Origin of the sequence: Salinispora pacifica CNR114 (assembly GCF_000514775.1) — a bacterium.
GTDB lineage: Bacteria > Actinomycetota > Actinomycetes > Mycobacteriales > Micromonosporaceae > Micromonospora > Micromonospora pacifica.
Map to the genome: position 1 here is coordinate 126,209 of NZ_AZWO01000015.1, position 13,719 is coordinate 139,927.

Sequence of the window (13,719 nt, forward strand, 5' to 3'; positions counted from 1 at the left end):
GAGTCGGCCAACGGTTCGTCGCCCGCCGCCGAGTCCGGACCGACGGGCCCGTCCGGGACCGCGGCGCCGGCCAGCCAGCCCGACCACTCGGGCTATGCCGCGATCCGCTCAGTCCTGCGCATCCGTCCGTTCCGGCGGCTCTGGATCGTGCTCGGTGCCGCCTCCTTCGGTGACTGGTTCGGCCTGCTCGCCACCTCCGTCTTCGCCGCCTCCCAGGTGGAGGGGGACACCGCCAAGGGTGCGGCGTTCGGCACGGTCATCGCGATCCGGCTACTGCCGGCGCTGGTCCTCGGCCCGATCGCCGGCGTCTTCGCCGACCGGTTCGACCGCCGCTGGACGATGGTCATCTGCGACCTGCTGCGGTTCCTGCTCTTCGCCTCGATCCCGCTGGTCGCCGTCTTGGGCGCGAGTGGCGCGGTGGTGGTCGGGTGGGCCACAATCGCCACGTTCCTGATCGAGTCGATCACCCTGCTCTGGATTCCGGCCAAGGAGGCCGCGGTCCCGAACCTGATCCCGCGGGCCCGGCTCGAAGCGGCCAACCAGCTCACGCTGATCACCACGTACGGCCTTACCCCGGTCGTCGCGGCGATCGTCCTCGCCGCGCTGGACGGCGTGGTCCGGGCCGCCACCGGTGGTGCCGCTCCGGACTGGGCCGAGCCGGCCCAGCTCGCGCTCTGGTTCAACGCGCTCTCCCGGCTGGCCACCGCCGTGGTGGTCGCGTACGGCATCCGGGAGATCAGCCAGGGCCCCGCCGCCAAGCGGGACCAGACCGAGCAGAGCATGCTGCGTCAGTTCAAGGACGGCTGGCGGTTCATCGGCCAGACCCCGCTGGTCCGGGGTCTGGTGCTGGGCATCTTCGGCGCCTTCGCCGGTGGTGGCATCGTGATCGGCACGGCCCGCTTCTTCGCCAACTCGCTCGGTGCCGGTGACGCCGCCTTCTACCTACTGTTCGGGGCCATCTTCATCGGCCTGTCGATCGGCATCGGGCTCGGCCCGATGATCGTCAAGGAGATGTCCCGGCGGCGCTGGTTCGGCATGAGCATCGTGCTCGCCAGCGCCGCGGTGATGACCCTGGCCTTCGCCATCCACCTCTCCATGGCGATGGTCGGTGCGGTCTTGGTCGGCGCGGGCGCCGGCATGGCCTTCCTCGCCGGCACCACGCTGCTCGGTGGTGAGATCGCCGACGAGGTGCGGGGGCGGGTCTTCGCGGTGGTGCAGATCGGTACCCGGCTGGTGCTGATCCTGGCCATCGCGTTGAGCAGCCTGCTCGCCGGGGTTGGTGGCTCCCGCCGCTTCGAAATCGCCAACCTGGGCCTCTCGATCTCGTCCACCCGGCTGCTGCTGCTCGCCGCGGGGGTGGCGGGCGTCTTCGCTGGAATCAGCGCGTTCAGGCAGATGGACGACAAGAAGGGCGTTCCCGTCCTAGCCGACCTGTGGGGCTCGATGCGCGGGCGACCGCTGACGCCAGCCGAGCCGTTCGCCTCCGCCGGGCTGTTCGTGGTCTTCGAGGGGGGCGAGGGAGCCGGCAAGTCCACCCAGCTCGCCCTGCTCGCCGACCGACTGCGGGACCAGGGGCGGGACGTGGTGGTCACCCGCGAGCCCGGCGCCACCGGAGTCGGCGAACGAATCCGGTCCCTGCTGCTCGGCCAGCCGGGTTCCGACGTGCCCTCCCCCCGCGCCGAGGCGCTGCTCTACGCCGCCGACCGGGCCCACCACGTGGCCACCGTGGTGCGGCCGGCGCTGCGCCGGGGCGCCGTCGTGGCCAGCGACCGTTACATCGACTCATCCCTGGCCTACCAGGGTGCGGGGCGGACGCTCCCCGTTGACGAGGTCTCCTGGCTCTCCTCCTGGGCCACCGGCGGGCTCAAGCCCGACCTGGTGGTGCTCCTGGACATTGACCCGAGTGCCGGGCTGTCCCGGGTGGCTGCCCGGAGCGGGGCCCCCGACCACCTGGAGGCCGAGTCGGTCAGCTTCCACGAACGGGTCCGGTACGCGTTCCTCGACCTCGCCGCCGCCGACCCGAGGCGTTACCTGGTGCTGGACGCCGCCCGGCCAACCGACGAGATCGCCGACGAGGTGGCTCGGCGGGTCGGCGAGCTGCTCGGCGCTCAGGGCAGCGGTCCGCACCCGCCGGCGGCGAGTGGGCCGGCGGCTAACGCACCCGCGGCGGGCGGACCGAACCCGCCGGCGGGGAGCGGGCCGGACACCGCGGTCCACTCCGAGTTATCCGATCCGAAGCTGGTGACGATGGAGCGTCGGACCTGATGCCAGACGTCTTCGCCGACCTGGTCGGCCAGGACGAGGCGGTGGACGTGCTGCGGCGGGCGGCAGCGGACGCCGCCGCCGTGCTCCGTGCCGGGCCGCCCGGCCTGGCGGCGCAGACCGACTCGACTGACCCGCCGCCCACCTCTGGTGGTGACCCGGCTCCGATCTCCGGTGGCGACCCGGATCCGGCCCCTGGTGGCGATTCGGCTCCCGCCTTCGGGAGCGACCCGGCGCAGGTCGGTGCGACCGAGCCGGCGGAGCGTGAACCGGGTGCGGGGATGACGCACGCCTGGATCTTCACCGGGCCGCCCGGGTCGGGCCGGTCGGTCGCCGCACGAGCCTTCGCCGCGGCACTCCAGTGCGGGGACGGCAGCGGATGCGGCACCTGCCCCGGCTGCCACACCACGATGGCCGGTACCCACGCCGATGTCCGGCTGGTGGTACCGGAGGGGCTCTCCATCGGCGTCAACGAGATGCGCGCCCTGGTGCTTCGCGCCGCCAGCACCCCCTCCGGTGGGCGGTGGCAGGTGGTGGTCATCGAGGACGCGGACCGCCTCACCGAAGCTGCCGGCAACGCCCTGTTGAAGGCGGTGGAGGAGCCACCCCCCCGAACGGTCTTCCTGCTCTGCGCGCCGTCGATCCACCCCGACGACATCTCGGTGACCATCCGGTCGCGCTGCCGGGTCGTACCCCTGCGGCAGCCCGCACCGGCGGCGGTCGCCGAGGTGCTCGTTCGGCGGGACGGCGTCGAGCCCGACGTGGCGAGCTGGGCGGCTGCCGCGGCCCAGGGGCATGTCGGGCGGGCCCGGCGGCTGGCCCGTGACCCGCAGGCGCGTACCCGCCGGGAAGCGGTGCTCGCGGTGCCCCGTCAGCTCACCGGGGTGGGCGCGGCGATCGATGCTGCCGCCGCGTTGATCGGAGCCGCCGAGGCGGAGGCCGCGGCGTTGGTGGCGGACACCGACGCGGCCGAACGGGCCGCGTTGGAGACGGCCCTCGGCGCGGGCGGCACCGGCCGTCGGGCGGCCAGCGCGTTCCGGGGCGCCGCCGGGCAGGTCAAGGAGCTGGAGCGGCGGCAGAAGTCCCGGGCCACCCGGGCGCAGCGGGATGCCCTGGACCGGGCCCTGGTGGACCTCGCTGGCTTCTACCGGGACGCCCTCACGATGGCGCTGGGCGCCCCGGTCGAACCGGTACACACCGACACCGCCTCGGTCGCCGAGGCGGGGGCACGCAAGTGGGACGCCGACGGCGTGCTGCGTCGCCTGGAGGCGGTCCTGGCCTGCCGGGCCGCGATCGAGGCGAACGTCAAGCCCCGGATCGCCGTCGAGGCGATGATGCTCGCCCTCTGGAAGGGCTGACCAGCGCCGGTTGCCCCCGCGGGCTGGGCAGCTCCGCGGCATCGACACGCTCCACTTCGGTGCGGTACGGTCCGGGTGCCAAAGTGACGCGGGGGTGACGCTGAGTTATTCCAGTGTGGGAGGACGCCGATGCCGCGGGGGGAGATCGACGAAACCTGGATCGAGGAGGCGGTGCGGCGCTACCGCCGGATCGAGTCCCTGCAGTCCGAGTTCGACCAGGCGGTGACGACGGTCGAGGTCACGGTCCGTTCGCCGGACGGGTTGGTGGAGGTGGCGGTCACCGCGGCGGGGCGGATCACCGGCGTGCGGTTCCTCGGCACACTGCAGAACCGTCGGCCCGGCGACATCGCTGGTTCCGTGCAGGCGGCGGTGGCCGCCGCGGCCGACGCCGCGCAGTGGGCGCGGGAAAAGCTACACAACGAGACCTTCGCCGCCTACCGCCCGCTCACGGGGGCGTGAATGGAGACGTTGCGCTCCCTCGCCGGTCGGCTGGAGGCGGCGAGCGACACGCTGACCGACCTCTCCTACGCTGCGCCGGCCACCGATCCGCCGGGGGTCGCCTTCGGCGGCGATGCGGTGGGACGACCCGGCGAGATCGGCCGGGCCCTGCACCGGCAGTGGACGGCCGCCACCGGTGATCGTGCCCGCGAGGCACACCTGGCCGCCCAGCGGCTGGCCGCGGTGGCAGCCGCCGTCCGGTCCGCCGCCGACAACTACGTCGAGACCGACCAGGACACTCGTTGGCAGTTCCTGGGGGAGACGTGATGGACCCACTGGACCGACTCGCCGAGCCCGGCCTTGACCTGCTGCGTCGGGTCGACATCCTGCTCGCCACCGGTGCCCCGGAGGGGCACCGGGTCTGGCCGTTGCTGCGCCGGATGCAGGTGCTCCCCGGTGCGGCGGTGCGGAGCTTCCTGGAGCTACCCGCCGCGGCCTTCTCCGATGCGGGTCGATCGGTGCGTCAGCTGGCCCGGGGGTATGACGAGGCCTCCGCCGCGCTCACCGAACCGGTGCTCTGGTCCGGCGCCGCGGCGACCGCCTTCGGGGAGTATCGGGCCGCGCTGCTGCGCCACTTCGACGAGGGGCCGGAGAGCCTGGTGGGGCGGTTGGAGTCGACCGCCGGCTACGCCGACGCCATCGCCGAATGGATCGAGGGCAGCCGGCGTACCCTCGCCCGGACCCTGGCCGGCGCGTTGGGATCGACCGAGGCGGTGGCCGTGGTCGCCGCGACGTCGGCACCCACCGCGGCCTCGGCGCAGTTCGCGGTGTCGGTGCCACATCCCGCGGCCGAGGTCGAGGCGGCCGAGATCGCCGCGCGGGTGCTGGCGGTGCTCTCCGCCGCCTACGACGGGGTGGAGACACTGCTGCGGCACTGGGGGCCCAACCTGGCCGAGTCCCCCTGGCGGTCGCCGGTCATCGAAACCCCCCGCTACGACACCCCGACCCACGTCGGATGGTGAGCACCCGTGCGCCGGCCGAGAGTAGTGGCCCAGAACGGGCCCGACAGCGACGTAGGGTGAGAGTATGGGCATGCTCTGCGCGGTCAGTTTCCACCGGTACGGGCGCCTGTACTACTTCGATCCGGGTGAGTTTCGGCCCCAGGTCGGCGACAGGGTACTGGTCCCCACCGACGAGGGGCCCGAGGTGGCCGAGTGCGTCTGGGCCGCCCAGTGGACCTCCGACGACACTGAGGGGTTCCCCCGTCTGGCCGGGCTGGCCCAGGCGGAGGATCTGCGCCGCGACGAGCTGCTGCGCCGACGCAGAGCCGAGGCGAAGGTCGCGGCGAAACGCCTGATCCGCGAGCACGATCTGCCGATGAAGGTGGTCGCCGTGGACCACGTGCGCAGTGCGACGGAGGGCGGCGAGCGAACCACGATCTACTTCACCGCCCCGCACCGGGTGGACTTCCGGGCGCTGGTTCGGGACCTCGGCGCGACCCTGCGCTGCCGGGTTGAGCTGCGTCAGCTCTCCGCCCGTGACTCGGCCCGGGTACAGGGCGGCATCGGCTCCTGCGGGCGGGACCTGTGTTGCGCCACCTTCCTCACCGACTTCGAGCCGGTGACCATCCGGATGGCCAAGGACCAGGACCTGCCCCTCAACCCGCTGCGCATCTCCGGTGCGTGCGGTCGGCTGATGTGCTGCCTCAAGTTCGAGCATCCGCTGTACTCCGGCAGCGGTGCCTACCCCGCCTCGGGTCAGCGGGTCGAGACACCAGCGGGCACAGCGAAGGTCGTGTCCCGGCATCCACCGAGCGAGACGGTCACCGTCCGGCAGATCGCCGACGGATCGATTCGACGGTGCGCGCTCTCCGACGTCTGCGGATCGCGCCAGGCGTACGAGTCGCGCGACCGCGACTGAGCGCGGCTGCGGCTGACCGGTGACCGCGGCAACCACGGCCGCGGCGCGGCCGTGGTTCAGCGGAGGATCACCGGGGATTCGGCCAGGCGGGGCTCCAGTGGGGTCCGCGGGACCAGCCACGACGCTTCGGCCGACTGGTCGGGGTTGACCTGCCAGTGGCGGCCCACCCGATCCACCACGATCGGGTAGATCGTCAACGTCCCCTCCGGGGCGATGCGCATGCGGACGAAACCCTTTGAGTCCTCGATCCCCTGCCCGGCGAAGAGCTCATTGCCGTTGACCCCGAAGGCGCTGGCGACCAGGAGGTACGCCGCCACCAACTGGCTGGCCACCAGCCCGCCCACCGAGCCGAAGAAGACAACCGCGGCGACCACCGACAACGGCCACGGCCAGTCGTGGAACGGCAGCGCCAGCCACACCCAGGTGCCGGCGGCCGCCAATCCCAGATGGGCCAGGCCGTGCCCCAGGCCGAGCAGCCAGTGCCGGAGTCGTCGCTGCACGGCACCGGGTGCCTCGGCGAAGAGGACCGTCGCGGTCAGGGTCACCAACAGCATCGCCACCAACGGAACGCTGAACAGCCGTAGCTGGGTGCCGTTGTGGTTCGTGTAGACGCCGACCATCGACAGGATCAGCAGCGTGTACAGGGCGCCGAGCAGCGTGGCGAAGCCCGGGTTGCGCCGCGGCAGCCGCGGGAAGATACCCCAGGCGTACCGTCGGGACTGCGCCGCGTCCGGATAGCGTCCCGCCAGCTCGTAGGAGTGCGGGGCGCTCGCCCGCCGCGCCAGCGTCTCCTTCGGCGGGACCTCGATGCGCTGGGGCAACAGGTGCGTCGGATAGAGGTACGCGCCGCCGCCACCACAGGTGATCAGCTGACGGTCCGGCCCCACGTAACGGGCGTAGTGGTGGTGGTCGCCGGAGATGAGCAGGCGTACCTGGGCCCCGGTCGGCGCGACGATGGTGCGGATGAAGTAGTCGATCGAGTCGTACGCCGAGGGGTCTTTCGTGGTGGCCTTGACCCAGGTCGGCATCGGGACGGCCAGGATCACCCGGCTCCGCGGCCCCAGCCGCTCCGCCACCGAGTCGAAGTAGCTGAGCTGCGGGTCGTCCAGGTATGAGCCGGACTGGTCATCCAGGCCGAACAACCACCAGTCCGCCGGCAACTCCACCGCGAAGTACGACCGGGTCTGCGCGGTTCTCCAGCCGCCGAAGTGCCGGTCCCGGGACCGGACGAAGAGGCGCAGGAACGCGGTGAGGCCGTCGTACCAGTCGTGGTTGCCCGGAATCGCGAAGAGCGTCGGCTGTTCGGGCGGGGTGACCGGCAGCGCGGCCTGGTACGGGCCCTTGCACCGGTCCTCATATGTGTCGAAGGCCGCCGACGGGTAGACCTGATCACCCCCCAGCACCAGCACCCGCGCCCGGGGCAGCCGGTGCCCGTCCACCGTCAGCTCCCGCTGGGCCAGCAGGTACGCCACCGAGTAGGTGGCGTCGAAGCCATCACCAAGGTCGGCGACGTAGTCCAGCCAGAGCCCACCGTCCGGCCCGACCTGCCGGGTCACCGTCGCGTCGAAGGTGTGCTGTAGCTCCCGCTTGTCCAGGTAGGCCCCGAACAGCAGCGCGAGCAGCGTCCGGAGACCGGTGCTGATCAGCAGGAGCGGCGCCAGCCACGGCACCGGCTTGCGTGGGGTGAAGCCCAGCTCGAGCGGGTCGGTGCTGCGGGGGCGGCGCGCCGGCTCGCCGCCGGCCGCCTCGCTGGCGTGTGGGCCACTCGGCGGTGACCCGGGCGTCGGAGCTGCCGGCCCCGGACCAGCGGCCCGGTGGCCCGGGTCCGTCTCGCCCTGGTCACCGTTGCCGGCCGACCCGTGCGAAGTGGGATGCTGGTCTGGGGGACCAGCAGCATGGTCGTCCGTCATCTGCGCAGCGTAGTGCGGCCGGCTCGGCGGCGCTGTCCGGAGAACGTCGGTTTCGGCGATCCCGTTCGGGAAGGTGCCGCGCATGGCCGCGCGGTCCCGGTGGGGATCCCGATCGGCGGGTCCGGGCGGGTGGCGTACACTTGCTGATCGTTGCCGCCTTAGCTCAGTCGGCTAGAGCGACGCACTCGTAATGCGTAGGTCGACGGTTCGATTCCGTCAGGCGGCTCGAAGTGATGCCCTGACCAGCAGGAATGCTGGGTCAGGGCATCATGTTTATCTATGTAGTTTTGAATCACCCCCCGAAAACCCCCAGAAACGCGCGGGCGCGACCAGGTTCGCCAGCGGGGCGATGTGTCGGCTTTGGGTCGCTGGTGGCTGTCCGCGCGGCCTACGGCAGGCCGCAGGGCCCACCGGGCGCTTCCTCGCGGCGGCCAGCTGAGCACCGCCGCGGGTGGGTCAGACGCGCACGTCGCGCATCACCCGGGCACCGAAGAACAGGCCGAGACCGGCGATGGCCAGGGCGCACACGCCGCCGTACAGCACCGCTGGCTCGGCGAACCGGCCGGCGAACAGCGCACGCTCGGCCTCCACAATGTGGGCCACCGGATTGAACCGGCTGACCGTGTAGAGCCACGACGGCGCCAGGCTCATCGGCAGCAGCACTCCGGAGAGCAGCATCAGCGGCAGGAAGCACGCCTGCTGGACGAGGTAGAACACCTGCTCCTGCTTGCGGGCGAGCACCGCGAGCGTGAACGACAGCGCGCCCAGGCCCACCCCGAACGTGGCCAGCAGCACCAGCCCGGCCAGCGCGCCGAGCGGGAACAGCTCGAAGCTGGTGGGCAGCAGCACCAGGATCAGCAGCACACCCTGTGCCGCCAGGGTCAACACCTCCTTGAGGGTGCGACCGGCCAGCAGCGCGGTGCGGTTCATCGGGGTGACCAGCATCCGCTCGAACGAACCAGAGTTGATCTCCATGAGCAGGTTCGCGCCAGCGCCGGCGGTGCCGGACAGGGCGAGCAGCACCAGGATGCCGGGCAGGAACCACTGCCACGGCGAGCCCTCGCCAATGCCCGGCGTGCTGGTCAGCAGCGGACCGAACAGGGCGAGGAACAGCAGCGGCAGGACTGCGTTGACCGCCAGCGCGATAGGGGCCCGCAGCTCGGGCACCATCTCCCGGGCGAATGCGATCCCGGTGTCCGTCACCGTCTTCATGCCTCGCCACTCTCCTGCTCGGCGGCAGTCTCGCGCAGCCGGCGACCCGTCAGATTGAGGAAGACGTCGTCGAGGGTGGGCCGGCTCAGCTCCGCGGTGAGCGCCTTGACCCCGGCGGCCTCCAGGGCACGCAGGTACTCCGGCAGCCCGGCCGCGCCGTCTCCCAACCGCAGACGTACGGTCTTGCCGTCCACCGTCGCGCCGTGTGCGCCCGGCACCTGCTCGCCGACCGTGGCCGCGTGCCGAGCCGACTCCTCGTCGCCCGTCGTGACCGTGATGCAGTCGCTGGCTTGTTGCTCCTTAAGCCGCTCCGGCCGGTCGTCGGCGACCACCCGGCCGTTGTCGATGATCAGTACGCGTCCGGCGTACTGGTCGGCCTCCTCCAGGTAGTGGGTGGAGAAGGAGATGGTGGTGCCGTGCAACTCGTGCAGGCGCCGGATGTGCTGCCAGATGTGGGCCCGGCTCTGCGGGTCGAGGCCGGTCGAGGGCTCGTCGAGAAAGAGCAGCCTCGGCCGGTGTACCAGCGCCAGCGCGATGTCGAGGCGGCGGCGCTGACCACCGGAGAGCGAACCGACCCGCCGGCGCGCCATCGGCGCCAGGTCGAAGTCGGTCAGCAGCTCGTCGGCGCGTCGGCGGGCCGCGCGCCGGTCCATACCGTAGAAGCGGCCCTGGTTGTAGAGCTCGTCGCGGGGTTCGTACAGATGCCCGGCGTTGTTGCCCTGTCCCAGATAACCGATGTGCCGGCGCACCTGCGCGGGTTCACGGACCACGTCGTGCCCGGCGACGACGGCGGTTCCCGAGGTCGGCGACAGCAGCGAGGTGAGCATGCGCAGGCTGGTCGACTTGCCGGCGCCGTTGGGTCCGAGGAAAGCCACCAGCTCCCCCTCGGAGACGGACAGATCGAGGCCGCGTACGGCTTCAACGACTCCTTTCTTGATCCGGAAGCTCCGGGTGAGGGCACGAGTTTGGATCATCGATTCGGCTCCCAATCGGGATTGTGCACTTGACTAAATCAGGCTAGGGGAGTTTCATACGTCTCTGTCAGGGAGCCTGACAAGGGGGAACGTGGACGACGACGGCACCTTGCTGCCCTACCTGCTCGCCGGCGCCGCCACCGTCGCCAGCCGGTGGGCGGACGAGGCGCTGCGCCCGTACGGGGTGACCACCCGACAGTTCGGGCTGCTCACCCAGCTCCAGCGCGAACCCGAGCTGTCCACCTCCGAAATCGCCCGCCAGCTCGGCGTCAGCCGGCAGTCGACGCACGAGATGATCGGCCAGCTGGAACAGGCCGGATACCTGCGCCGCACCGCCGGCGTCGACGGGCGCAGCCGCCGCATCGACCTCACTCCGAACGCGCCGCACCTCATCTCCCGGATGAGCGCCGCGGTCGGCCGCGTCGAGCGGCGGCTCACCGCCGACCTCGGCGACCACGAGCGGGAGGCGCTGCGGCTGCTGCTGCGCCGGGTGCTCGCCCGCGCCACCGACGACGAGGCGTGGCTGCCTACCGGCGGCGCTCGATAGCGGTTCGAGTCACCCCGCCTACGGTGCGGCCATGACCGCCGCGACCACGCAGAACCTCACCGACAGCGAGCTGGGCCGGGTCCTGCTGACCCTGCGCGGCCTGCAATGGATCATCGGAACGAAGGGCGACCCGTACGCGCTGTTGCTGCGCGCGGTCGGCGACGACCCGCACCGGCTGGGGCAGCAGGCCCGCGACCGCGGTCAAATGCGAGGTCGAAGCGTGGTCGTTGGCCGGCATGGGCGAATGGCAGGAGGCCAGCGCCCGCGCCAACGAGGCCGCATTGGAACTGGGCAAGGGCGGCGACGCCCTACGCGGCTACCGCTCGTTCTGGCTCTATCTGGCGGCTACCTGGGCCGACCAGGCCGGAGTCACCACGGCCAACCAGGCACTTCGGCAGAACGCGGTCGCTCTTGTCGCCCAGGCCGAAGCCGCAGCCAGACCCTCGATGTGGATCCGGGAACTCGCTCCGATACCGACCGTTGGGGTGTCCGCACTCTCGTCCCCTTCCGCAACCGCAGTTGCGTCGGTCGCAACCCGACTGAGAAGCACCTCCATTCCCAAGGTCGCGGCGGTGGCCGAGGAGATGCTCGCTGCCCTCAAGGAACGCAAGCCGACCGTGTACGAGCCTGCCCTGACCAAGCTCGGCTACCTCTTGGGGGCCGATGCGCAGAAGCCGCCGGGCTCCGGTCGATGCGATTCCACGTGGTGCTGGGACCATCACCTCTGGCTGGCTATCGACGCGAAGAGTGACCACGAGCCGTCCGGTCTCGTGCCACAGAAAGACATTCGTCAGGCCGGCGATCAACTTCGTCTGCTCAAGTCCGATCGTGCGGTCCCCGACACCCCGCCGGACAGCGCCACCGTGATCGTCTCTCCCAAACCGGCCGTTGACCCCACCGGTGCGGCAGGCGCTGAGGGCCACGTCCATGTTGTCCACCCGGACGTCGTACTCGGACTCGCGGAAGCAGCGGCACGCGCATGGGGCGACCTGATGGCTCAGCGTCCTGGTCTCGATGACAACCAACTCCGGGCGCTGGTCGCCAACCACTTCAGCCAAGAGGGTCTGCTGCCTGAACAGGTGCGCGAGCGGCTCACGGCCAATCCGGTCGCCCCGCAATAATTGATGATGCCGGCGCTCACCTGCCGGCTTCTCGAAATCAGGCGTTGGCGACAGCGATGCGCCGCGCCTGGTTGCGCCCCCCGTTTACCCCCCGAAAACCCCTGCCAGCGGTTGAATAATGGCGACAACTGTTGATCACTTTGCCTGGTCGTTTGCGCAGCTCAGCGCTAGATACTGACAGCCGATGACGAAGCCATGATCACAGGGTTCGAGGAGCGTAGGTCGACGGTTCGATTCCGTCAGGCGGCTCGGGACAACGAAGGGCCTGGTCACACCGCTGACCAGGCCCTTCGCCATGTCTGGGTTCGGCGGATGGCGATCAAGTGCATCGTGTGATCACTATCTGAGGACAATTCTGAGGACACACAGCTATCCGGCGCTCTTTCCGCCGGCACCAGTTCGCCACGCACGCCTACACCGGGTCGAACCGGCATCGGACCAATGTCACGTGAACTCTGACTTCACCCAGGCAGCAGACACGGTGCGGGGGACGGACTGGCGACTCGACCAGCTCGGCACGCCGGCACCGGTGCCGCCCTGGCCGGCTCCCGGCCCGGTGGTGGCGTTCCCGCTCCCGACCGGGCACTACTTCGGCCCACGCCAGGACGGAGACAGGTCGGTGTCGGGCCACTACCGCCGCCGGTTCCGGGGCAAGGCTGACCGACAGTGGCTCACCACCTGGACCAGGCAGCTCGTCCGCCGTGGCTGGCCGGCGGGCAAGGGCCGCCGGTACCTGCGCAAGGCCGGCGCCGACGGGCTCTACGGGCCGGAGTACCGGGATCTGATCAGCGCGTTCCAGACCGACCAGGGCCTCAAGCGCGATGGGCTGCTGGGCCGCAAGACGTGGGACGCCGCCTACCGCAACCCAATCACCTGAAATGGACTCTGCCGTCCAGGTCGCGTTGATCAGCGCGGGCAGTGCGATCGGTGGCGGCGGCCTCGTCATCCCGGTCGTCGCGCACTTCCTCGGCCGGCAGACCCGTGCCGCCCAGCAGCGCCTCGCCGACGCGCAGGCCGAGCAGGCGCAGGCCACGACCGGCCAAATCCGACAGGACATCTACCAGGAACTCACCATGGACCTGCGATCCGAGCTGCAGCAGGTTCGCTCGGCGCTGCGTCACGCCCGAAAGTCGCTGGCGGCGACGTCAGCCGAGGCCGAGCGACTCCGGCTGAGAGTGGTCGGGCTCGAGTCACGTATTGCGCAGCTGGAGCTGACTGAGCAGCAGCTGTCAGCGGAGCTACGTGCTGCCCAAGCCGAGCGGGACCAGCTACGTGGGCAACCCGCCGACGGTGAGGCGACGATCAGTGCATTGACCTGCCAGATCAACGACCTCGAGGCACAGCTGGCAGGGCTGCAAGTGACGCCGGAGACGTCACGCCTCGGGATAGCTGATTCCTGACGACTCGTACCGGGCTCGCAGTTCGGCTGCGTGCTCCCGCGCGATGGTCATGTCCGCGCCAGCCGCCTGCAGTAGTTCCGCCGTCGGCCCGCTGGCCCCCGTATGGGTCTGCCAGGGCAACCCCGGCTTGGATACCCAGCAGCATCGGGTCGGTGGTGACTGCGCAAACCACGGCGACCGCTGGGTCCGGGGCACGTCCAGCCGGTCTCCCACGCCGTACCGGCGTGCCACACCGGACAGCTCGGCCAGGAGCAGCCGCTGTCGCTGCGGCAGTGACGGCACATCCATCCCCCGACCCTAATACTCCAGCCGGGGATTGTGATCACGGCTCGGTGAGGGCTTGCCGGGCGTAGTGGCTGGTCGTGGCTCGTGCTTGGTGACGGCGTCGGCGTACGGACCAGAGCAGTGGGTCGCAGCGGCGGCGGGCGGGTTCGATGATCAGGACGTTGAACAGGTGACGTAGTTCGTTGACGGTCAGCGCGATCAGCCCGGCCGGATCGGGACGGCTGCGGTGCGCGGTCGCGGCGGCGAGGAAGGCGTGGGCGAGGATCGCCAGGGTGGTCCAGCGGTGCCAGGA

The 13,719-nt window shown here is 71.0% G+C and carries 12 protein-coding genes, 1 tRNA gene and 3 pseudogenes; 11 read left to right on the forward strand and 5 right to left on the reverse strand.

Annotated elements, in window-relative coordinates:
• Positions 1-120 precede the first annotated feature (120 nt).
• From tmk to B118_RS0111345, 6 genes are all read left to right on the forward strand, one after another.
• Entirely contained in the window at positions 121-2,265 is a 2,145-nt protein-coding gene (tmk, locus tag B118_RS0111320) for a dTMP kinase (RefSeq protein ID WP_269744936.1), read from the forward strand.
• Complete coding sequence (locus B118_RS0111325) at positions 2,265-3,620, forward strand: DNA polymerase III subunit delta' (protein ID WP_018222499.1); 1,356 nt, start codon at positions 2,265-2,267, stop codon at positions 3,618-3,620. The genes tmk and B118_RS0111325 overlap by 1 nt, the downstream gene beginning before the upstream one ends.
• Before the next feature lie 129 nt (positions 3,621-3,749).
• Positions 3,750-4,079, forward strand: a complete 330-nt coding sequence (locus tag B118_RS0111330) for a YbaB/EbfC family nucleoid-associated protein (RefSeq protein WP_018222500.1) — start codon at positions 3,750-3,752, stop codon at positions 4,077-4,079.
• On the forward strand, positions 4,080-4,385 hold the full coding sequence (locus B118_RS0111335) for a hypothetical protein (RefSeq protein WP_027658069.1): 306 nt from the start codon (positions 4,080-4,082) through the stop codon (positions 4,383-4,385).
• A complete protein-coding gene (locus tag B118_RS0111340) occupies positions 4,385-5,080 on the forward strand; it encodes a hypothetical protein (protein ID WP_027658070.1) in 696 nt (231 codons plus the stop codon). The genes B118_RS0111335 and B118_RS0111340 overlap by 1 nt, the downstream gene beginning before the upstream one ends.
• 64 nt (positions 5,081-5,144) lie before the next feature.
• On the forward strand, positions 5,145-5,978 hold the full coding sequence (locus B118_RS0111345) for a PSP1 domain-containing protein (protein WP_018811829.1): 834 nt from the start codon (positions 5,145-5,147) through the stop codon (positions 5,976-5,978).
• Between the two features lie 56 nt (positions 5,979-6,034).
• Here the strand turns inward: B118_RS0111345 and B118_RS0111350 are convergent, their stop codons facing one another.
• The gene (locus tag B118_RS0111350; RefSeq protein WP_027648951.1) at positions 6,035-7,888 is read right to left on the reverse strand and encodes a metallophosphoesterase family protein; all 1,854 of its coding nucleotides are present in this window, start codon (positions 7,886-7,888) and stop codon (positions 6,035-6,037) included.
• A 152-nt stretch (positions 7,889-8,040) separates the two neighbouring features.
• On the opposite strand from B118_RS0111350, the gene B118_RS0111355 reads away from it, so the two are divergent.
• Positions 8,041-8,114 (forward strand) — tRNA-Thr (locus B118_RS0111355).
• A gap of 230 nt (positions 8,115-8,344) precedes the next feature.
• On the opposite strand, the gene B118_RS0111360 is transcribed toward B118_RS0111355, so the two are convergent.
• Together B118_RS0111360 and B118_RS0111365 are read right to left on the reverse strand one after the other, a co-directional pair.
• On the reverse strand, positions 8,345-9,100 hold the full coding sequence (locus B118_RS0111360; protein ID WP_027646564.1) for an ABC transporter permease: 756 nt from the start codon (positions 9,098-9,100) through the stop codon (positions 8,345-8,347).
• Positions 9,097-10,074 carry an ATP-binding cassette domain-containing protein gene (locus B118_RS0111365; protein ID WP_018813200.1) on the reverse strand — a complete coding sequence of 326 codons (978 nt, stop codon included), beginning with the start codon at positions 10,072-10,074 and terminating at the stop codon, positions 9,097-9,099. Before B118_RS0111365 ends, B118_RS0111360 begins: the two co-directional genes overlap by 4 nt.
• A 91-nt stretch (positions 10,075-10,165) precedes the next feature.
• Between B118_RS0111365 and B118_RS0111370 the strand changes: the two genes are divergently transcribed.
• The 4 genes and pseudogenes from B118_RS0111370 (at position 10,166) to B118_RS0111390 (ending at position 13,142) form a co-directional block, all read left to right on the forward strand.
• Positions 10,166-10,621, forward strand: a complete 456-nt coding sequence (locus B118_RS0111370; protein WP_018727556.1) for a MarR family transcriptional regulator — start codon at positions 10,166-10,168, stop codon at positions 10,619-10,621.
• Positions 10,622-10,848: 227 nt separating this feature from the next.
• Complete coding sequence (locus B118_RS31680) at positions 10,849-11,742, forward strand: hypothetical protein (RefSeq protein ID WP_155253005.1); 894 nt, start codon at positions 10,849-10,851, stop codon at positions 11,740-11,742.
• 386 nt (positions 11,743-12,128) lie between these two features.
• Positions 12,129-12,619: pseudogene (locus B118_RS28180) on the forward strand (peptidoglycan-binding domain-containing protein); the annotation flags it as partial.
• Between the two features lies 1 nt (position 12,620).
• Positions 12,621-13,142: a hypothetical protein gene (locus tag B118_RS0111390; RefSeq protein ID WP_018813196.1), complete on the forward strand. Its 522-nt coding sequence runs from the start codon at positions 12,621-12,623 to the stop codon at positions 13,140-13,142.
• Here the strand turns inward: B118_RS0111390 and B118_RS28185 are convergent.
• Together B118_RS28185 and B118_RS0111400 are read right to left on the reverse strand one after the other, a co-directional pair.
• Positions 13,116-13,430, reverse strand: a pseudogene (locus B118_RS28185) (hypothetical protein). The gene B118_RS0111390 and the pseudogene B118_RS28185 overlap by 27 nt on opposite strands.
• 34 nt (positions 13,431-13,464) lie before the next feature.
• Positions 13,465-13,719 (reverse strand): annotated as a pseudogene (locus tag B118_RS0111400) (IS701 family transposase); the annotation flags it as partial.

What these genes read in the sequence shown, in the direction of transcription:
- B118_RS0111390 (WP_018813196.1), top strand. Translation starts at nt 12,621, where the DNA reads ATGGACTCTGCCGTCCAGGTCGCGTTGATCAGCGCGGGCAGTGCGATC.
- B118_RS0111335 (WP_027658069.1), top strand. Translation starts at nt 4,080, where the DNA reads ATGGAGACGTTGCGCTCCCTCGCCGGTCGGCTGGAGGCGGCGAGCGAC.
- B118_RS0111340 (WP_027658070.1), top strand. Translation starts at nt 4,385, where the DNA reads ATGGACCCACTGGACCGACTCGCCGAGCCCGGCCTTGACCTGCTGCGT.
- B118_RS0111325 (WP_018222499.1), top strand. Translation starts at nt 2,265, where the DNA reads ATGCCAGACGTCTTCGCCGACCTGGTCGGCCAGGACGAGGCGGTGGAC.
- B118_RS0111360 (WP_027646564.1), bottom strand. Translation starts at nt 9,100, where the DNA reads ATGAAGACGGTGACGGACACCGGGATCGCATTCGCCCGGGAGATGGTG.
- B118_RS0111365 (WP_018813200.1), bottom strand. Translation starts at nt 10,074, where the DNA reads ATGATCCAAACTCGTGCCCTCACCCGGAGCTTCCGGATCAAGAAAGGA.
- B118_RS0111350 (WP_027648951.1), bottom strand. Translation starts at nt 7,888, where the DNA reads ATGACGGACGACCATGCTGCTGGTCCCCCAGACCAGCATCCCACTTCG.
- B118_RS0111330 (WP_018222500.1), top strand. Translation starts at nt 3,750, where the DNA reads ATGCCGCGGGGGGAGATCGACGAAACCTGGATCGAGGAGGCGGTGCGG.
- B118_RS0111345 (WP_018811829.1), top strand. Translation starts at nt 5,145, where the DNA reads ATGGGCATGCTCTGCGCGGTCAGTTTCCACCGGTACGGGCGCCTGTAC.